Here is a 20404-nt window from a genome sequence, read left to right on the forward strand (position 1 = left end):
CTATTACCTAGGTGTGGCAAACCGATTGCCGCAGTTAACGGAAATAGCGCTAAATTAGGAAGCTATGAGCATGAAAGCTTACGAAGAGACCGATGCGCTGCGCCCCACGCAGGTGGAGGGCGTACCCCTGGCTCAGTTTGTAAAGACCTTTGAGCTGCACGAGCTTGCCCCCGTTGGAGACCTGAAAGTAACGGGTGTAAGCGTTGACTCAAGTGATATTGCCCCGGGTGATCTCTTTGTTGCTATTGCTGGCCTGCGTTCACATGGGGCTCGCTATGCTGCCGACGCCGTCTCGCGCGGGGCTGTAGCTGTGCTTACCGACGCCGCCGGTGTGCAGTACCTCGAAGGTCTAGAGGCTGCGGTAGTTACTAGCGAGCAGAATCTACGCGAACTAACCGCCAAGATTGCCGCCACTATCTATGACAATCCCAGCCAGAAGCTATTCGTAGCTGGGGTTACCGGCACCAACGGCAAGACCACCACCACCTTCTTGCTGCGCGCCATGCTCGACACCCACTTTGGGACTTCAGCCCTGGCTGGCACGGTTTTGCTAGGTGTTGGTGACGAACTTTACCCTTCCCCGCGCACCACCGTAGAGTCCCCGGTGCTCCAGCGTCTGCTGGCCACCGCCGTCGAGCGGGGAGCTAGCGCCGCCGTCGTAGAAACCTCCTCCCACGCCATTGCTCTTAACCGCGTGGACCAGGTGGCCTACGACGTCGTCGGCTTTACCAACCTGCAGCACGACCACCTGGACTTCCACCACACCATGGAGGAGTACCTAGAGACCAAGGCACGCATTTTCACCCCCGAGCGTGCTCGCCACGCAGTTGTGTGCGTAGATGACGAATGGGGCGTCAAGCTAGCCGATATGTGCGCCCAGCGCGGTCTGCCTTTTGACACGGTCAGCGCCTACGCCGGTGAAGGCAAGGCCCACTGGTGGGTTAGCTCGGCGCACGCTTCGCTTAAGGACGTGGCCACCACCTTCGTGCTGCACGGGCCTGAAGGCGAAGAAATCAAGGCTTACTGCCCACTGCCGGGCCTAGTGAACGTACAAAATGCGGCCCTGGCCCTGGTCATGGCGCTACGTAGCGGGGTGAGCGTGGATGAAGCTGTTGAGGCCATGCGCCACGCCCACAACATTCCTGGACGTATGCAGCGCATCTCCAACCGCGACGGGGTACGCGCCCTGACCATCGTGGACTACGCCCACACCCCCGAGGCCCTACAGCTGGCCCTGGAAGCAGTACGTGAAATCACCCCCGGCAAGCTGATTATCGGCTTTGGTTCCGACGGCGACCGCGACAAGGGCAAGCGCCCGCTGCTGGGTGAAATTGCCGCCCGTGAAGCAGACCTGCTGGTAGTAACTGACGAAAACCCGCGCCACGAGGTAGCTAGCGAGATCCGCGCCGAAATTCTGGCCGGTGTGCGCAAGGTTCGCCCCGACTTTGCTGGCGTTGAAGAAATCACCACCTGCCGCGCTGACGCTGTACGCCGCTGCGTAGAGATAGCCGGCCCTGGCGACACCGTAATCGTCACCGGTAAGGGCCACGAGCCCTACCAAGAAGTTGGCGACGACAAGATCCCTTACAACGACGCTCCGGTTATGGCCGCTGCGGTCGCTGACAAGTGGGGTGACAAATGAGTGGCATGTGCCGCGACGCCGCTTGGCTAGCTAGCGCCTGTGAAGGCCAGCTGGTGGGCCTTGAGGGCACTGAGCTAGTTAGCGCCCCGGTAGTTATTGACTCACGCAAGGTTAGTGACCACGGCTGTTTTGTGGCCATTGTGGGTGAAAACGTAGATGGGCATGACTACGCGCCCGCCGCCTACAACTCCACCGAGGGGCTTGTGATTATCAGCTCCAAGGATCTGGACGTGCCCCACATTCGCGTCCAAGACACCGTTGATGCGCTAGGCAAAATTGCCTACAGCTACCTGCGTGAGATCCGCCAGTACCGTGAAGCTAACGGTTTGCCCTTTGATGTGGCCGGCGTAACTGGCTCGGTTGGTAAAACCACCACCAAGGATCTAACCCGCCAGATTTTTGCCTCCCAGGGCCCCACGGTAGCCCCGCAAGCCTCCTTCAATAACGAGATCGGCTTGCCGCTAACCATTTTGGAAGCCGATAACGACACCCGCTACCTGCTGCTAGAAATGGGTGCCTCGGGGCCTGGGCACATCGCCTACCTGACCGATATTGCCCCCCTGGACGTGGCCGCAGTGCTTATGGTGGGTCACGCCCACATGGGTGGTTTTGGTTCAGTTGAGGCTGTGGCTCGCGCTAAGAGCGAGATTATCCAGGGCCTGCGTAGCAGCGGGGTGGCGATTTTGAACGCTGACGACCCGCGTACCATGGCCATGGCTGAGCTAGCTCCCGGCCCGGTATTTAGCTTCTCGCCTTCTGGCGCCCCCGCTAACGTACGTGCCGACGACGTCGTCATTGGCCCTGACGGACGCGCCAGCTTCACCGCCCGCACCGCTGGCGCCAGTGCCCCAGTCCAGCTACAGCTAGTGGGCGCGCACCATGTGGCTAACGCCCTGGCGGCGCTAACCATTGCCCTAGTGGTGGGCATTGATCTGCAAGCCGCCGCCCAGGTGCTCAGCCAGGCGCAGGCACTTAGCCCGCACCGTATGGACGTGCGCAATCTAAGCGGACAGCTGCTGCTAATCGACGACTCTTACAACGCCAATATTGACTCCGTAACTGCCGCCCTAGTGGCACTTAAACAGCTGGCTGAGGGGCGCCGCAAGGTGTTTGTAGCCGGGCAGATGCTGGAGCTAGGCGACACCTCTGAGCAAGTGCATATGCGCACTGCCGAGCTGGCCCAACAGGCCGGGGTGAGCGACATTTTGGCCATTGGCGAAGCTGCCCGGCCTCTTGCCCGCCGCGCCCGCGAGTTAGGCATTGCCACCACTTACGTTGACGATGCTGATCAGGCCTTGGCCATGATCGATCAGATCGTGGCAGACTTCGATGCAGTGTTGGTTAAAGGGTCCCACTCCTCAGGGGCCTGGCGAATTGCCGACTATCTCAAGGAGGTTCGCGCCTAAATGGTTGCATACCTGGTAGCAGCGGTTGTATCCCTACTGGTGTCCATAACCGGCACCCCGCTACTGATCCGTGTTCTGCACAAGAAGCAGTATGGGCAATTCATCCGCCAAGATGGCCCCACTAGCCACTTCACTAAGCGCGGCACCCCCACCATGGGTGGCCTGGTGATGATTATCGCCACGGTGCTGGGCTACTTGGCCGCTAACCTGTTTGATATGCGCACTCCGCGCGCCTCAGGTTTGCTGCTGTTGTTTTTGATTGTGGGTCTAGGCGCAATTGGTTTCTTTGACGACTACGTCAAGATTTCCCATGAGCGCTCACTGGGTCTAAAGCCGATGCAGAAGATCATTGGCCAGGCTTTTGTGGGTATCACCTTCTCTGTGTGCTGCCTGTTCTTCGCTAACAAGGCTGGTATCACCCCCGGTTCTACCGCTATCTCCACAGTTCGCGACACCGGTTTTGACCTGGCCGCCTGGGGCACTGCCCTGGGGCTGGTGCTGTTTGTGCTTTGGTGTAACTTCCTGATCACCGCCTGGTCTAACGCGGTTAACCTAACTGACGGTATGGATGGTTTGGCCGCAGGCTGCTCCACAATTGTGTTTGCCGGCTACACCATGATCGGGATTTGGCAGTCCAACCAGTCTTGCCAGGGCGGCTACGCCCAGGCCCTGGGTTGCTACGAGGTGCGCGACCCGCGTGACCTAACCATGATTGCTATCTCGCTGATGAGCGCCTGCCTGGGCTTCCTGTGGTGGAATGCGGCTCCGGCCAAGATCTTCATGGGTGACACCGGCTCCCTGGCTCTAGGTGGCGCGGTAGCTGGTTTGTCAGTGCTTACCCGCACCGAATTCCTGGCGGTAATCTTGGGCTTCCTGTTCCTGGTTGAGGTTATGAGTGACGTCATCCAGGTTGGTTACTTCAAGGCCACCCATAAGCGTGTATTTAGGATGGCCCCCATCCACCACCACTTCGAGGTAGGCGGAATGCCTGAAGTTACCGTAGTGATACGTTTCTGGATTGTGGCCTCTATGGGTGTGGCCCTAGGTTTGGGTCTGTTCTATGCAGAATGGTTGGCAGCCAACCATGTCTGATTCTTTCTCTGAGCTTCTAGCTTCACGTACCGTAAGCGTAGTTGGTTTAGGGGTTTCTGGGCGTGCCGTGGCTAAGGTTGCGGCACGTCGCGGCGCTAAAGTTATTGCTTTTGATGCTAAAGCTGGCGCTGGCGAGGCGCTCTGCAAAGAGCTTGATAACGCAGTTGATAATGCGGATGTCAGCCTATTTATTGACGCTGACCCCAAGTCCTTAGCTGACAAGATCCGCACTCATGCCCGCGACCTGCTAGTTATTTCTCCGGGAATTGCCCCCACCTCTGCGCTGTACCAAGCCGCTAGCGTGGCCCCGGTAGAAATGATTAGCGAGGTGGAGCTAGCTTGGCGTCTGCACGCCGTCGGCCCCAACGCAGCCAGCCCCTGGCTAACCATTACCGGCACCGATGGCAAAACCACCACCGTCAATATGCTGGCCTCAATTTTGCAGGCCCAAGGGCTAAACGCCCCGGCAGTAGGTAATGTTGGTAAACCCATCATCCAGGTGGTTGATGAAGGCGGCTATGACGCTTTGGCCGTGGAGCTATCATCCTTCCAGCTGCACCTGACTAAGTCAGTAGAGCCGCTAGCGTCTATCTGCCTGAACCTGGCGGCTGACCACCTTAACTGGCATGGCTCGCTGGAGGCTTACGCCGCCGATAAAGCCAAGGTTTATACCAACACCAAGCTGGCTGCTATCTATGATCTAGCCAGCGAGGCTGCCCTAAAAATGGTGCAAGAGGCAGACGTGCGTGAAGGCTGCCGCGCTATTGGTTTAAGCCGCGCGGTGCCTGAAATCAGCCAGTTTGGTATTGTCGACGGCGCCATTGTGGATCGCGCTTTTGTGCCTTTGCCCAATAAGAACGCCCAGATTGTGGCTGAGCTAGAAGACCTGGCTCACCTGGCCCCCGGCGGCAAGCTAGAGGCACTGCCCAGCCACATTATTTCTGATGCTTTAGCCGCAGCTGCTCTAGCGCGCGCAGCAGGCGTGCAGCCAGCTGCCGTGTCTAAAGGACTGCGTGACTTTACCCCCGGCGCTCACCGCCTGCAGACTGTAGCCACCATAGATAACGTGGCATGGGTGGATGACTCTAAAGGCACCACCGCCCACGCCACCGCCGCAGCTTTAGCTTCACACGCCCCCAACTCGGTGGTGTGGATTGCTGGCGGTGACGCTAAAGGCGCAGACCTTAGTGAACTGGTGCGCCAGGTGGCCCCGGTGCTGCGTGGGGTAGTGGTGCTAGGGGTGCACCCAGAGTTCATCACTGAGCCGCTGGCTAAATACGCCCCCCAGGTGCCCTACACGATTGTTGGCCAGGGTAGCCCCGCTGAGCTGGCTAAAACCATGGTGGCTCAAGCAGCTAGCATGGCTCAAAGTGGCGACTGCGTAATTTTGTCCCCGGCTTGTGCCTCCTGGGATCAGTTTGTCTCCTACAACCAGCGCGGTGACCTGTTTGCTCAGGAGGTTGCGGCACGTGCGGGCCGGGTAGGTTAATGTGAAGCGAGCTTATTTCTGGGTGCGCGGGCGCTATCGAGGCGTTAAAAGCTGGCTAGACCAGTTTGATGCGCTTAGCTACTATCTGCTAATCATCTGCGCCACCACCTTGGTGCTAATTGGCCTGTATATGGATATTTCTATCCAGCAGGTGCAGATCGCCAGCGACTCAGAAGGCTCCGCCTCACTTACCCAACTGTATGAACCCTACTTACGCACCACCTTGATCTATCTGGTGGGTATCGCGGCAGCTTGGGGAGTTTCCCGCCTAAAACCAGCCATTATTATCCGCTACGGTTGGCTGATGCTGGTGCCGGCAGCGATTTTACAGACGCTGATTTTCACCAGTCTGGGGGTAACCATCGGTGGTAACGCCGGTTGGGTGCAGCTGCCCGGAATTGGTCCAGTGCAGCCTGCTGAGCTGTCAAAACTGGCTTTGATTTTGGCGCTAGCCGCAGTGCTAGACCGCTACACGGGGGCGATTACCTCCCGCGTGGCCCTGGCACTTATGGGCTTTATAGTTGCGGCCACAGCCGGTCTAGTGGTGCTTGGTAAAGACCTAGGCTCAGCCCTGGTGATGGTGGTGATTGTGGCCGCGATGCTAGTGATGGCTAAATTCCCGGCTAAATACATGGCCATAACCGGTACCCTGGGAGCAGTGGGCATCAGCATCCTTACCTATATGAGTGCCAACCGTCGCGCCCGCATCTCCGCCTGGTGGAATATGCCTTCTTTGGCCGATGACGAATCGGGCCTGACCTACCAGCCTCACCACGCTGAATACGCCTTCGCCCACGGGGGAGTGCTAGGCGTGGGCAGTGATGGTTCACGTGAAAAATGGGGTTACCTAACCCAGTCCGAATCCGATTATGTATATGCGGTTTTAGGCGAAGAACACGGCCTGGTGGGTACTTTGGCGGTGCTAGTCATTTTCCTACTGATCGGCTACTGCTGTATGCGCGTGATGCGCGCCCATGTGCGTAACCGCTACATTCTGTTTTCCACCACTGGGATCTGCACCTGGCTGGTGGGTCAAGCCCTGATTAACATCATGGTGGCTACCGGTTTGCTACCGGTTCTGGGGGTGCCATTACCGCTAATTTCTAAAGGTGGCTCATCAACTGTGGCCATCATGCTGGCGGTAGGGGTACTTACCTGTTTTGCTCGAAACGAGCCCAGCGCTATCGCTGTACTGCGTTCACAATCTCAAGCTAACCGCCGCACGGTGCTTGAGGCCCTTAGTAAATGGAGGATATGGCATCGTGGCTAAAAAAATTAATGCCCTGCTAGCCGGTGGAGGTACCGCTGGTCACGTCAACCCGCTGCTGGCTACCGCCGCGCAGCTGCGTGAACGTGGCGCCCAGGTGCTGGTGCTAGGCACCCATGAAGGTCTTGAAGACCGACTAGTGCCTGCCGCCGGTTTTGAGCTGCGCTACATCCCCAAGGTACCCCTGCCGCGTAAGCCCTCCACTGATTTCCTGCGTCTGCCGGGCCGTCTGCATGAGGCTATCGACGGCGCCAAGGCGGCCATTGAAGAAAACGAGTCCGACGTCGTCGTAGGCTACGGCGGCTACGTATCCCTGCCGGCATACTGGGCCGCTAAGTCCATGGGCGTGCCGGTAGTTATCCAGGAGCAAAACGCCCGCCCCGGCATTGCCAATAAGCTGGGCGCTAAGCAGGCCGTGGCGCTGGGACTAAGCTTCCCCGACACACCCTTGCAGGCCCGCCACGGCGTCACCGAGGTTACCGGTATGCCGCTGCGTGCAGCTATCACCACCTTGGCCCGCAGTCGCCAAGATCCGATCCAGCGCGCCCAGCTACGCCAGCAGGGCGCCAAAGAACTGGGCCTGGACCCCCAGCTGCCCACCGTGCTGGTCACCGGCGGTTCGCTAGGGGCCTTGAGCCTTAACCGCGCCGTCGCCCAGGCCTACCGCGACTACCAGGGCCAAGTGCAGGTGCTGCACCTAACCGGTAAAGGCAAGAACGAGCAGGTGCTGCAGCTGCTAGAGGGCGCCGACACCACCCACTACCACGTGCTCGAATACCTTGACGGCATGGAATACGCTTACGCCGCAGCCGATGCGGTGATTTGCCGTTCCGGCGCGGGCACAGTCAGTGAGCTAACCGCTGTGGGCCTGCCGGCGCTGTATGTGCCCCTACCTATTGGCAACGGTGAGCAGCGCCTAAACGCCGCCGCTGTGGTTGCTGCCGGCGGTGGCAAGCTGGTGGCTGATGACAGGCTAAACGCCAGCCACATCGCTGACCTATTTAACCTAACCAATAACACTCGCCGCCTGGAAGTAGCTTCACATGCGGCCGCCAGCTGCGGTAACCCCGACGGCACCGCAAAATTCGTGGACCTGATCGAGTCGGTAGTAGGAGAGTAACCATGACGCAGTTTCACCTGATTGGAATCGGTGGGGCAGGTATGAGCGTAGTGGCTGAGCTACTAGCCCAGTCCGGCTTTGAAGTACGTGGCTCTGACGCCCGCGCCAGCGCTGTCACCGAGGCGCTTGAACAGCAGGGCATCAAGGTTTACATCGGCCAGGCTGCCGAAAATGTTGATCCGCAGGCAATTGTGGTGGTTTCCAGCGCTATTAAGGACGCCAACCCGGAGCTGGCCTGCGCCCGCGCCCGAGGCCAGCGCATTTTGCACCGCTCACAAGCTTTGGCGTTAGCTTCTGAAGGCAAAGATTTTGTGGCGGTGGCCGGTGCGCACGGCAAAACCACCACTTCAGGAATGCTGGCCCAGGCCTTTAGCTCGCTAGGCCTAGAGCCCTCGTTTGCGGTTGGCGGCACAGTTTCCGCCCTGGGCACCGGCGGTCACCTGGGTAATGGTTCCATGCTGGTGGCTGAAGCTGATGAGTCAGATGGTTCCTTCCTTAACTACCACCCGCGTGTGGAGGTAGTGCTTAACGTAGAGCCCGACCACCTAGACCACTACGGCACCCGGGAAGCTTTCGAGCAGGCTTTTGTGGACTTTAGTCAGCGTCTAGTGCCCGGCGGTTTGCTGGTGGCCTGCGCCGACGACGCCGGTTCGCGAGCTTTGGGGGTAGCGGCTGCTAAGGCTGGTAAGCGCGTAACCTTCTTTGGCCTAACCGCGCTCGAAGCTAAGGCTAAGGTGCCCGGCTGCGCCAGTGCGCAGCTGACTATTACTTCCCGTAGCGCTACCGGCACCCAGGCCAGCTTGGAATTTGTTGGCCCCAACGGCGAGCGCGGCCAAGCTCAACTTAACCTGCATACCCCCGGCGACCACGTGGCTGTAGATGCCTGTGGGGCTTGGGCTGCAGGTATTGAGCTGGGAGTTGACTTTCAGCAGATGGCCGATGCTTTAAGTACTTTTGCTGGCACCGGGCGTCGCTTTGAAAAGCGCGGCGAGCCCAGGGGAGTGGAGGTAGTAGATGACTACGCCCACCACCCCACCGAGGTTGAGGCGCTACTAAGCGCTGCCCGCGAAGTTGCCGACGCACGCGGCGGCCGCCTGCTAGTGCTTTTCCAACCCCACCTGTTCTCACGCACCCGCAACTTTGCTCAGCGTTTCAGTGCGGCTTTAGCTAAAGCCGATAAGAGCATTGTGATTGATATTTACCCGGCGCGTGAAACTCAGGCAGACTTCCCGCAAGTCACTTCGGCTCTGCTAGCTAATGGCACCAATGTGCAATACGTTAGCGGGCGTGAAGCTGGTGCCCTGCAGCTAGCTGGTGAAGCTAAGCCTGGTGATCTGGTGTTGACTGTAGGCGCCGGAGATGTTACTGAGCTTGCTAATGTGATTATTGATGCTATCGGTGAGTAGACTTAACGTGTGAGAAGGCCCCAGACTCCCCGCCCACTGCCTATCAATAAGGATGGCAGTAACGGGGCTGCCCGCGGGGCGGCTAAATCTGCGCAGCCAAGGCAGCGTTCTGCAGCCACTGACGCTAGCGCTGGGCCTGCTAAAACTGGCTCAGCTGCTAGTGGTCGGCAGCGAGAGGGTAGCCAGCAATCAGAAACTTCTCGCAGGCGTGAAAGTGGACGCCAAGATTCAGCGCGTTCACGCCCCGCTCCTGGACGTCGTCCAGTGCGCAGTGAAGCAGTTAAAGCTCCTAGTAAAGCCGTCACCCGCACTAGCTCTGGGGTAGTTGCTAGTGCCAAAGTGGCTGAAGCTAGCCTAGCTAGCACTGATGACCATGTGGTCTCTCATGGTTTGCAGCAGCGCTATGAAGAACAGCGTGCAGCAAACCGCAAGCGCAGCTTTAATAAGCTCAAACGCCTGATTTATGTGCTGGTGGCGCTAGCTTTGGTGGTTTGGGTGGCGCTGGCCTCGCCACTGTTTGCCCTGCGCATGAGTGAGATTAGGGTTAGTGGCTCAGGTGGCCAGCTTTCGCCAGCTTCAGTAGCCAAAGTGATTGGTGATCAAGAGGGGCGCAGTCTGCTGCTGATCGACGTCGCCAAACAAGCCAAGCGGGTAGATAAAGCCTTTGTGCGAGTACGCAGCGTAAGTATTGAGCGTGACTGGCCGCGCGGTTTAAATGTAATGGTGACTATGCGCGTGCCCGTGGCCGTGTTAAAAACCGCTAAGGGTTACCAGATACTTGATGCTGACGCGGTGGTTTTAGAGACTCGCTCAAGTCAGCCATCTGGTTTAGCGCTTATCGAATCAAGCGGCAAAATTAATTCTGTGCAGGTGCAGTCAATAACTACTGCAATGGGTGCGCTTGATGAAAGTGTGCGTTCACAGGTAGCTTCAGCAAGCGCCACTGAAAGCGGATATGTGAGTTTTAAGTTGTCTTCCGGGGCCAGTGTGATTTGGGGGGACAACGATCGTCCGGCCCTCAAAGCACGTGTGTTAAAAACGCTGTTGAGCATACAAGCATCGGTTTATGATGTTTCGTATCCGCTTAACCCAACCACTAAAAAATAGCGGTTAGGAACACGCAAGACACACCGAGGAAAATAATGACTTGGAGCGATTTTGCACGTAGCGTTATCCATGCGCGAGTGATCTAGGAAACAAATTCTAAACCTAAAGTTAAGGTTTAGAATTTTAATGAAAGGCTACAGTTTTGGTTGAGACACAGAACTACCAGGCGATTATTAAGGTAGTCGGCGTTGGTGGCGGTGGCGTTAACGCAGTTAACCGCATGATCGATTCTGAACTTAAGGGTGTCGAGTTTATTGCCATCAATACCGATGCTCAGGCCTTAATCATGTCCGACGCCGATGTGAAGCTAGACATCGGCCGTGAGATCACCCGTGGCCTTGGCGCTGGCGCCGACCCGACCATCGGCCGTAAGGCCGCTGAAGACCATGAAGACCAGATCCGTGAATCCATTGAGGGTGCGGACATGGTTTTCGTAACCGCAGGTGAGGGTGGTGGTACCGGTACCGGTGGCGCTCCGGTGGTGGCTCGTCTAGCCCGTGAGCTAGGCGCCTTGACCATTGGTGTGGTCACCCGCCCCTTCAACTTTGAGGGCTCTCGCCGTATGAACCAGGCCGAAAATGGCATTAAGGCTCTGCGTGAAGAGGTGGACACCCTAATCGTTATTCCTAACGAGCGTCTGCTGGCTATCTCTGACCCCAACATCTCTGTGACTGAGGCCTTCATTGAGGCTGATAAGGTGCTGCTGCAGGGTGTGCAGGGTATTACTGAGCTGATTACTACGCCCGGTGAAGTTAACGTTGACTTCAACGACGTCAAGTCGGTTATGCAGGGAGCCGGTACGGCACTTATGGGTATCGGTACCGCCACCGGCGATGACCGCGCCCTACGCGCTACCGAGCAGGCAGTTTCCTCCCCGCTGCTGGAAACCTCCATCAACGGTGCCCAGGGTGTACTGCTGCAATTCCAGGGGGGCTCTGACCTGAGTATCATGGAAGTTTCGCGCGCTGCTGAGATGATGCGTGAAGCCGTTCACCCCGATGCCAACATCATCTTCGGTTTGGTCACCAACCCCGCTTTCGGCGACGAGGTGCGCGTGACCGTTATTGCTGCTGGTTTTGACGAGGAGGACGAGGGCGACCTGGCTGTTCAGCCTCCGGCCCGTCGTTCAGCCCCCGCCGCTGCTCCCGCTCCGGCGGTAACCACCAGCCAGCCGCGCACCACCGGGATTCACCGCGCCGACAAGCCGGTTACCCGCCCGGTGCCCGTGGTCCCCGAACCCAAGCCCAGGCCGCGTCCCGAGCCGGTAGCCCCCTCCATCCCGCCGCGCACCGCCACCAGCGAGGTGCCTGCTTACGTGGATGAGACTGCTACCTCCACCTCTCCGGTTTTGGAGGTTCCGCGCGTGATCGGCGTTGACGACGACAGCACCGATCTCGACCTGCCTGACTTCCTGCTCTGAAATGGAAGCCAGCTACTCGGCCCGGCCTAGCCATGTGCTTCGCCGGGCCGTGGGCCCTTTAGCACGACTGTGGATTACCGCCGTCGCCTATGACCGCCCCTGCCAAGGCTATGAGCTGGGCTTTAACTTGGGGCCGCATGTTGGTGATAGCCCAGCAAAGGTTCTGGCTAACCGTCAGCGGGTAGCTGAGTTGATTGGGGCAGACCTAAGTTTAGGTCGCCCGGCGCGTATTGCCTGGATGGATCAGGTCCATGGCGATCGGGTGGCCCTGGCTGACAGCGCTGCCACCCCACAAGCCGACGCCTTATTGCTGCAGCGTTCCGATTTAGGGGCCAGCTGCGCTGATGCGGCGGCGGTGATGGTGGCGGATTGTTTGCCGCTGGTACTTGCTAGCGACGACGGCGCCCTGGTGGCGGCGGTACATGCCGGGCGGCGTGGGGCTATGGCGGCTATTGCAGCTAAAACTGTGGCGCAAATGGTGGCGCGTGGAGCTAAAGCTAGCGCTATCCATGCGTTTATAGGCCCCCATATTTGCGGCAAATGCTATGAAGTACCTGCTGATTTAGCAGCCCAGGCCGCTAAGCTCAGCCCTCAAGCGTCTAGTCGCACGCGGCAAGACACCCCGGCAATCGATCTAGAAGCCCTGGTACGTAGCCAACTTTTAGAAGCCGGCTTACCCAGCGCCAACATTGCTAGCGAGCAGGTATGCACTTTTGAAAACAAGTCCTATTTTTCCTATAGACGTAACTGCCATACCGGGCGTTTCGCGCTATTAATCGCACCTATAGGACACGCCGAAACAAATCCGTGACCTTAAAATCCCTACCGGTAACGTCAACTAGCAGGGGAAGTCCCCACCCCTAACCAGCCCAACCAAGAGGAGCATAAATGAAGGCCCTTAAGCGCATGAGTAGCGCATTCGGATATAGTGAAATTGAACCTGCGACCGATCTGGTTGAGCCCTTCGCGGAAACTGAGGATGAGTACGTGAACGAAGACGATTCTACGGACTACTATGACGACGCAATCATCGAAGACCGGGAACCTAACCCCGATCTGGCTCGTATTGTGACCGCAACCCCCACCAAGTACAACGATGTAGTCAACATTGGCACGGTGTACCGGGAGGGGACGCCGGTTATCGTTAACCTGACCCAGATCAACCCGAAGGAAGCCCGCCGTATCGTGGACTTCATCTCGGGCCTGGTTTACGGCCTAAACGGTGCTGTCGAACGTGTATCTGAAGCAGTATTTCTGCTTACTCCCGATAGCGTAGCTATCGAGAACAGCAATGGGGACAGCGCCGGCAGTCGCTTTGTCCCCTTCAACCAGAGCTGAGTTTATTTGTGCTAGCCCCAATTTTGTCCATAATTTCCAGCCTACTAAACCTATATGTGCTGATCTTGCTGCTGCGTGTGGTGATCGACCTGGTCAGCGCCTTCGTGCGCAACTGGCGTCCCAAGGGTCTGGTTTTGATACTGGCCAACGTGGTGTACACGCTGACTGATCCGCCGTTGAAGGCTTTGCGCCGGGTGATCCCCCCGCTAGGGATCGGTGGAGTTGGAATCGATATGGCGTTTTTGGCGCTGTACTTCATTATTTACGTCGCTCAGAACATCATCGGCATGTTATTTCGCGCGGTGTACTGACGCCTTCTTACACTCTTGGTATAAACCCCGTAGTGTCATAAAGACATTGCGGGGTTTATTATTTACCTGACTTAAAGGAGGAAATGTGCTTTCTGCCGTACAGGTACGTGATACCCAGCTGCCCACCACCTTCATGCGCCAGGCCTACAACCAGAGCCAGGTAAATGACCTGATCGATCGTATAGCTGCTACCTTAAGTGCCTACGAGCTGGATATGCCGACCCTGCCCTCACGTGCTGTTCGAGCTAGCGAAGTGCTAAATTACCGTTTCAACTCGGTTAGCTTCGCTAAAGGCTACGACCGCCTAGCGGTAAATGACCTACTGCACCAGGCAGCTAAGGCGCTAGGAGCTTGGGAAACACGTTACGCCGATAAGTATGCGCAGCCAGATAATGCGGTCGGCGCTCAGCGATCTGAGCAGCCAACTGGCGCTATGCGCCAAGCAACCGACATTAATGTGCTAAGTTCTAGTGCAGTTAGTAGTGCTCAGTTCCCTAAGCATAAATTTTTCGAAGGCTATGCTTGTGGGGAAGTTGATGACCTACTAGCTAAGGTAGTTGAAGCGTTGGCTAGCTATGAACGCGGTTCCAACGTTAAACTGCTTAGCTCAAAGGATGTGGAAGCTGCCCGGTTTAAGCCAACTGGGTTTGGTGTAGTTGGCTACGAACAGGACTACGTTGATGAGTTCTTGGATCGGGTAGTGGCCAGCCTTGAGTACTGGGAAGAACACGCTTAAGCGCGTAAATCCTGCCATAAGGCGCAGCCTTGAGGTAGCCTTAAGTGGTACAAACCGTTGTATATAGCTGCCGGCTACCTAGCTGGCCGGGGAAGTATATGCGCGGGTTGTGCTGACTCCCATCCCACCAGCTGGGGATTATCCCAATTCCCACTGGTAACAAAAACAACAAGTGTCACAATTGTGTATCTTGTTGTAGTCTAAAGGAAGTGGGCTCCGCGCTGGAGTCCTGCAAAGACCCCAAAGCAAATGCGAGGTAACGAGATGACGCAGCTAACCGCTGATGACGTCCTCAACAAGAAGTTCCAGCCCACCAAGTTCCGTGAGGGCTACGACCAGGACGAAGTTGACGAGTTCCTTGACCAAATCGTCGAGGCTATGCGCGACCTGGAGAACGAAAACGCTGAGCTCAAGGCTAAGCTCGAGGCTGCTAACGCTCGCGTTGCCGAGCTGAGCGAAGGCGCTCCGGTAGTAACCGCCACTCCGGTATCCCCGGTGGCCCCGGTTGCTCCTGTGGTCGAGTCCCCGATTGTGGACACCCCCAAGATCGAGCCCAGTGGCAACAACGCCGAGTCTGCCGCTGCCATGCTCGAGATGGCCCAGCGCCTGCACGACGAGTACGTCGCCAAGGGTAAGGCTGAGCGTGAGCGTATCGTTACCGAGGCTCGCGCCACCGGTGAACAGCTCACCCGTGAAGCTGAAAACCAGCGCAACCAGACCCTATCTCAGCTTGAGAAGGAACGTGCCAACCTGGAGCACAAGATCGATGAGCTGCGTCGCTTCGAGAGCGACTACCGCACTCGCCTGCGTTCTTACCTGACCAACCTGCTCAACAACGTCGAGGACGCTTCCGGCGGCGGCCAGAGCAACCTGGGTCTGTGAGACTACCCCAAGCTTAAAATTGCTGCGGCGAGGGTTTTAAAGCCCTCGCCGTTTGCGTGTCTGGTTAGTAGGGAACAGCCATGGATGCACACCTAAAAAATCTCATCTGGTTTTGGTCAGTGGCCCTAGTTGTAGTGGCCACTGATCAGCTAAGCAAAATCTGGGCCCTTAACGCATTGGGGCAGGGTCAACAGATCAAACTAGTAGGAGATTTCTTAGGTTTAGTGCTAGTGCATAACGCCGGCGCATCCTTCTCATTAGGTAGTCAATACACCTGGGTGATCACGGTTTTAGCGGTAGTTGTTAGCGCAGCCGTGATCTACCTAAGTCGCAAACTCAACTACCTGCCCTGGGCCCTAATCCTGGGAGCAGTGCTGGGGGGAGCGGTAGGAAACCTTATTGATCGTCTACTGCGTAGCCCCGGCTTTGGACGCGGGCATGTGGTGGACTTTATCGATTACAACGGCGCTTTTGTAGGCAACGTAGCTGATATAGCGATTGTGGCCGCCGGCGTCGCAGTAGTGTGGCTTACCACTGTGGGGCGTAACCTTGATGGTAGCCAAAACAAGTCATAAACAGCGGTGAACTTTAGATTGATTATCAGGAGTTAGCATGGGCTTCAGAGTGCTTCCGGTTCCCGATGGCCTAGATGGTCAGCGTGTAGATAGCGCGCTAGCACGCATGCTAGGCCTTAGCCGCACCAAAGCTGGAGAGCTATGCGCTCAAGGACGGGTAGTGTCTGAGGGCAATGTGCTAACTAAATCTGATCGCCTGCTAGGTGGCTCAATGCTGGAAGTGGATCTGCCTCAGCCACGCAGCCCTGAGCCGGTGGCCCGCCAGGTTGACGATATGGGCATTATCTATGTTGATGATGACCTGGTGGTGGTTGATAAACCTGCTGGAATTGCCGCCCACCCCTCTATGGGTTGGGAAGGACCTGATGTATTAGGAGCCCTTAAAGCCCGCAATATTTCGGTAACCACCTCCGGGGCTGCTGAGCGTCAAGGTATTGTTTCACGTCTAGACGTGGGCACCAGTGGAGTGATGGTGGTAGCCCGCAGTGAATACGCCTATTCCAGCCTAAAACAGCAATTTCGTGAGCACAGCGTAGACAAGATCTACCACACCTTAGTGCAAGGTCACCCCGATCCCACCAGCGGTACAATCGACGCGCCAATCGGGCGTCACCCCTCACGTGAGTGGAAAATGGCCATTATTGAAGGTGGCCGTGCCTCGCGTACCCACTACGACATGATTGAAGCCATGCCGCGCGCTTCACTGCTAGAAATTCATTTGGAAACTGGCCGCACCCATCAGATCAGGGTGCATATGAGCGCAGTTGGCCACCCCTGCGTAGGTGATGAAACCTATGGTGCAGACCCGCAGCTAAGCCAAGAAACCGGCTTAAAACGCCAGTGGCTGCACGCCGTCGAGCTGAGCCTAACCCACCCAGCTACCGCCCAAAGAGTCACTTTCACCAGCCAATACAGCGCCGACCTAGCCCACGCCCTAGAAGTAGTGCGGCTTTAAAACCAGGGGCGTAGAAAAGCCACGCCGAGCTAGCCAGGTATTTCTCAACGCGATACGTTGGGGCAAAGCTGGCTTAGGGCCCATACAATGGCACCTATGGCAGCTAGTGATTCCTTCGTGCACCTCCATGTCCACACCGACTACTCCATGCTGGATGGAGCCGGCAAAATCTCTAGCTATGTAGCTGAGGCGGCGCGCCAAGAAATGAGTGCACTAGCCATCACCGACCACGGCTACATGTTTGGGGCCTACGAGTTCTACAATGCCTGCAAAAAGGCGGGGATCAAGCCAATTATCGGCGTCGAAGCCTATATGACCCCGGGCACCAGCCGTTTTGATAAAACCCGCGTGTTCTGGGGGGATGAATCCCAGCGTAGCGACGACGTCTCCGCACGCGGCTCCTACACCCACATGACCCTGCTTAGCCGCAATAATGAGGGCCTACACAACCTCATGCGGCTAGATTCCTACGCCTCCCTAGAAGGCCAGTGGGGTAAAAGCCCGCGTATGGACCGTGAGCTACTCTCGCGCTACAGCAAGGGCCTGATCGGCACCACCGCCTGCCCCAGTGGCGAGGTCCAAACCCGACTGCGCCTGGGGCAATATGACGAAGCCCTACGCGCGGCCGGCGAATTTCAAGACATTTTCGGTAAAGATTTCTTCTACGTGGAAATCATGGACCACGGCCTAGAAATTGAGCGCCGCGTAACCAAGGATCTGCTGCGTCTGGCAGCTGACCTTAACGCCCCGCTGCTGGCCACCAACGACTCGCACTATGTAAAGCCCACGGACCGCGAAGTCCAAGACGCCATGCTGTGCATCAACTCTGGCTCAGTACTTTCAGACCCGGATCGTTTTAAGTTCGACGGCGACTCTTACTACCTACGTCCAGCTGCGGAAATGCGCAAGCTATTTGCTGATTTTCCCGGCGCCTGCGACAACACGCTGCTAGTAGCCCAGCAATGCGACATTCACTTCACCACCACCGATGAGGGCGCCAACTACATGCCGGTATTTGACGTGCCCGAGGGGGAGACTGACGAAAGCTGGTTCATCAAGGAATGCTGGAAAGGCATGGACCGCCGTTTCAACGGCAACATTCCAGAGGAGTGCCGCAAGCAGGCTGAATACGAAATTGGCGTGATTGTGCAGATGGGGTTCCCTGGCTACTTCCTGGTGGTAGCCGACTACATTAACTGGGCCAAGCGCCACGGTATCCGTGTAGGGCCAGGTCGTGGCTCGGGTGCCGGTTCCATGGTGGCTTACGCCATGGGTATCACTGAGCTAAACCCGCTGGAACACGGCCTGATTTTCGAGCGTTTCCTAAACCCTGAACGTATCTCAATGCCTGATATCGACGTCGACTTTGACGAGCGCCGTCGTGATGAAGTAATCGAATACGTACGTGGTAAATACGGCTCAGACCGCGTCTCCCAGGTGGTCACCTACGGTGTCATTAAAGCCAAGCAGGCCCTTAAAGACTCCGCCCGCGTCATGGGCTACCCCTACGCCATGGGGGAGCGGCTAACTAAAGCCATGCCTCCAGGTGTGCAGGGTAAAGATATTCCTGTAAACGGTATTTTTGATAAAGAACATGAGCGTTACGGCGAGGCTGAAGAGTTCCGCAAGCTCTATGAGGAAGACGCTGACGTTAAACGCATTGTGGGCCTAGCACGCGGCCTGGAAGGCATGACCCGTCAGTGGGGCGTGCACGCCTGCGCAGTAATCATGTCCTCTAAGACACTCACGGATGTAATCCCCATGATGCAGCGTGTGCAGGACGGCGCCGTCATCACCCAGTTTGACTACCCCACCTGCGAAACCCTGGGGCTGCTCAAAATGGACTTTTTGGGGTTGCGTAACCTGACAGTTATTTCTGATGCGCTAGTGAATATCACCGGCAACGGTAAACCCGCCCTGGACATAGATAATGTGCCACTGGACGATAAAAAAACCTATGAGCTGCTCTCACGCGGTGAAACCCTGGGTGTTTTCCAGCTAGATGGTGGGGGTATGCGCACCCTGCTGCGACTGATGCGCCCTGACAACTTCGAAGACATTTCGGCTGTGGGCGCCCTCTACCGCCCCGGACCTATGGGCGCAGACTCACACACTAAGTATGCGCTGCGTAAAAATGGCGTGCAAAAGATTGAGGCTATTCACCCTGAACTAGCCCAGGTGTTGGAGCCAATTTTGTCTACCACCTATGGCCTGATCGTGTATCAGGAGCAGGTTATGCAGATTGCCCAGAAACTGGCCGGTTTCTCCATGGGTAAAGCAGATAAGCTGCGTAAAGCCATGGGTAAGAAAAAGCCCGAGATTCTAGCTAAAGAATTTGTGGGCTTCCGTCAGGGCATGCTAGACAATGGCTACTCCGAAGAGTCCATTAAAACCCTATGGGACATTGTGGTGCCCTTCAGTGCCTATGCCTTTAACAAGGCCCACTCGGCCGCCTATGGCGTGGTGTCCTACTGGACCGCCTACTTAAAAGCCAATTACCCGGTTGAATACATGGCGGCGCTGCTGACCTCCCAGAAAGATAATAAGGATAAGCTTGCCGTTTACCTGGCCGAATGTCGCCACATGGGGATTACGGTGCTACCGCCTGATGTTAATGAGTCGCGCGCAGCCTTTGCCGCTGTGGGGGATGATATCCGCTTTGGCCTGGCTGCTATCCGTAACGTTGGTACCAACGTGGTGGAGGCAATTATTAAGGCCCGTAAGGAAAAAGGGGCCTTCACTTCCTTCACCGACTTCCTAGATAAGGTGCCTTCTACGGTGTGTAACAAGCGCACCATTGACTCGCTGATTAAGGCCGGCGCCTTTGATTCTATGGGTGGTTCTCGCCGTAGCCTGCACCTGGTGCATGAGGACCTGGTAGATGAGGTTATTGGGATTAAGCGTAATGAGGCTGCCGGTCAGTTTGACTTGTTTGCGGCGCTCGACGGCGGCGCTGAGTCTATCGGGGCCGGTCCGGTATTTTCTACTCAGGTGCCTGATGTGCCCGAGTGGGATAAAAAAGACAAGCTGGCTTTTGAACGTGAAATGCTGGGCTTGTATGTTTCTGACCATCCGCTGCTGGGGATTGAACATATCCTTGCCCAGCTGGCTGATACTGAAATCTCGACTTTGCGTGAGGATGAGGAAAATACCCCGCAAAACGTTACTATTGCTGGTTTGATTACCTCACTGAACCGTAAAACCACTAAGAACGGTAACTTGTGGGCCATTGCCACGGTTGAGGATCTGGGTGGCTCGATCGAGGTCATGTTCTTCCCACAGACCTACCAGACAGTGTCTACTATGTTGGCTCCAGACACGGTGGTTACGGTGCGCGGTAAGGTTAACCGGCGCGACGGCGAAACTAGCATCTACGCCCAAGAGATGACGCTGCCGGATGTATCTTCTGCGACCCATGAAGCAGTAACTATTACCGTGCCCGCCTCACGCTGCACCACCGCCCTAGTGGAGCAACTGCGTGAAGTGCTAGAACGCCACAGTGGTCCTTCCAATGTGCGCATGACACTAACCAGCCCGGGCCGCGAGGTGCGCACTCAGCTCGATGAGCGCTGGCGTGTTAGCCCCACAACCGCCCTGTTTAGCGATCTAAAGGCTATTTTGGGGCCCAACTGTCTAAATCACTGAGCATAGGAGTTAA

17 protein-coding genes are annotated in these 20404 nt (G+C 56.9%); all 17 read left to right on the top strand.

Annotation, left to right across the window (positions count from 1 at the left end):
* Window positions 1-64 precede the first annotated feature (64 nt).
* Window positions 65-1642 carry a UDP-N-acetylmuramoyl-L-alanyl-D-glutamate--2,6-diaminopimelate ligase gene (locus HMPREF0045_RS01300; protein WP_040315640.1) on the top strand — a complete coding sequence of 526 codons (1578 nt, stop codon included), beginning with the start codon at window positions 65-67 and terminating at the stop codon, window positions 1640-1642.
* Window positions 1639-3048 (top strand): UDP-N-acetylmuramoyl-tripeptide--D-alanyl-D-alanine ligase, encoded by a 1410-nt coding sequence (locus HMPREF0045_RS01305; RefSeq protein WP_005984764.1) that lies wholly within the window; start codon window positions 1639-1641, stop codon window positions 3046-3048. Before HMPREF0045_RS01300 ends, HMPREF0045_RS01305 begins: the two co-directional genes overlap by 4 nt.
* The gene (gene mraY, locus HMPREF0045_RS01310) at window positions 3049-4140 is read left to right on the top strand and encodes a phospho-N-acetylmuramoyl-pentapeptide-transferase (protein WP_005984766.1); all 1092 of its coding nucleotides are present in this window, start codon (window positions 3049-3051) and stop codon (window positions 4138-4140) included.
* Window positions 4133-5629, top strand: coding sequence for a UDP-N-acetylmuramoyl-L-alanine--D-glutamate ligase (gene murD / locus HMPREF0045_RS01315; RefSeq protein ID WP_005984768.1), 1497 nt, complete (start codon window positions 4133-4135; stop codon window positions 5627-5629). The genes mraY and murD overlap by 8 nt, the downstream gene beginning before the upstream one ends.
* 1 nt (window position 5630) lies before the next feature.
* Window positions 5631-6899, top strand: a complete 1269-nt coding sequence (locus HMPREF0045_RS01320) for an FtsW/RodA/SpoVE family cell cycle protein (RefSeq protein ID WP_005984770.1) — start codon at window positions 5631-5633, stop codon at window positions 6897-6899.
* Window positions 6892-8016 carry an undecaprenyldiphospho-muramoylpentapeptide beta-N-acetylglucosaminyltransferase gene (gene murG, locus HMPREF0045_RS01325; protein WP_005984771.1) on the top strand — a complete coding sequence of 375 codons (1125 nt, stop codon included), beginning with the start codon at window positions 6892-6894 and terminating at the stop codon, window positions 8014-8016. The genes HMPREF0045_RS01320 and murG overlap by 8 nt, the downstream gene beginning before the upstream one ends.
* 2 nt (window positions 8017-8018) lie before the next feature.
* On the top strand, window positions 8019-9422 hold the full coding sequence (gene murC / locus HMPREF0045_RS01330) for a UDP-N-acetylmuramate--L-alanine ligase (RefSeq protein WP_005984772.1): 1404 nt from the start codon (window positions 8019-8021) through the stop codon (window positions 9420-9422).
* A gap of 9 nt (window positions 9423-9431) precedes the next feature.
* Entirely contained in the window at window positions 9432-10529 is a 1098-nt protein-coding gene (locus HMPREF0045_RS01340) for a cell division protein FtsQ/DivIB (protein ID WP_155813066.1), read from the top strand.
* Window positions 10530-10671: 142 nt separating this feature from the next.
* Window positions 10672-11949 (top strand): cell division protein FtsZ, encoded by a 1278-nt coding sequence (gene ftsZ / locus HMPREF0045_RS01345; protein ID WP_005984775.1) that lies wholly within the window; start codon window positions 10672-10674, stop codon window positions 11947-11949.
* A gap of 49 nt (window positions 11950-11998) precedes the next feature.
* The gene (pgeF, locus tag HMPREF0045_RS01350) at window positions 11999-12760 is read left to right on the top strand and encodes a peptidoglycan editing factor PgeF (RefSeq protein WP_040315862.1); all 762 of its coding nucleotides are present in this window, start codon (window positions 11999-12001) and stop codon (window positions 12758-12760) included.
* 77 nt (window positions 12761-12837) lie between these two features.
* Window positions 12838-13287 (top strand): cell division protein SepF, encoded by a 450-nt coding sequence (locus tag HMPREF0045_RS01355; RefSeq protein ID WP_005984777.1) that lies wholly within the window; start codon window positions 12838-12840, stop codon window positions 13285-13287.
* An 8-nt stretch (window positions 13288-13295) separates the two neighbouring features.
* Window positions 13296-13598: a YggT family protein gene (locus HMPREF0045_RS01360; protein WP_005984778.1), complete on the top strand. Its 303-nt coding sequence runs from the start codon at window positions 13296-13298 to the stop codon at window positions 13596-13598.
* Between the two features lie 85 nt (window positions 13599-13683).
* Entirely contained in the window at window positions 13684-14334 is a 651-nt protein-coding gene (locus HMPREF0045_RS01365; RefSeq protein WP_005984779.1) for a DivIVA domain-containing protein, read from the top strand.
* A gap of 264 nt (window positions 14335-14598) precedes the next feature.
* Window positions 14599-15216 carry a DivIVA domain-containing protein gene (locus HMPREF0045_RS01370; RefSeq protein WP_005984780.1) on the top strand — a complete coding sequence of 206 codons (618 nt, stop codon included), beginning with the start codon at window positions 14599-14601 and terminating at the stop codon, window positions 15214-15216.
* A gap of 80 nt (window positions 15217-15296) precedes the next feature.
* Window positions 15297-15791, top strand: coding sequence for a signal peptidase II (gene lspA, locus HMPREF0045_RS01375; protein WP_005984781.1), 495 nt, complete (start codon window positions 15297-15299; stop codon window positions 15789-15791).
* A 37-nt stretch (window positions 15792-15828) separates the two neighbouring features.
* Entirely contained in the window at window positions 15829-16746 is a 918-nt protein-coding gene (locus HMPREF0045_RS01380) for an RluA family pseudouridine synthase (protein ID WP_005984782.1), read from the top strand.
* 87 nt (window positions 16747-16833) lie between these two features.
* Window positions 16834-20391, top strand: coding sequence for a DNA polymerase III subunit alpha (gene dnaE, locus HMPREF0045_RS01385; protein WP_005984784.1), 3558 nt, complete (start codon window positions 16834-16836; stop codon window positions 20389-20391).
* Window positions 20392-20404 lie beyond the last annotated feature (13 nt).

This window comes from Actinomyces graevenitzii C83, from assembly GCF_000239695.1.
Taxonomy (GTDB): Bacteria; Actinomycetota; Actinomycetes; order Actinomycetales; family Actinomycetaceae; genus Actinomyces; species Actinomyces graevenitzii.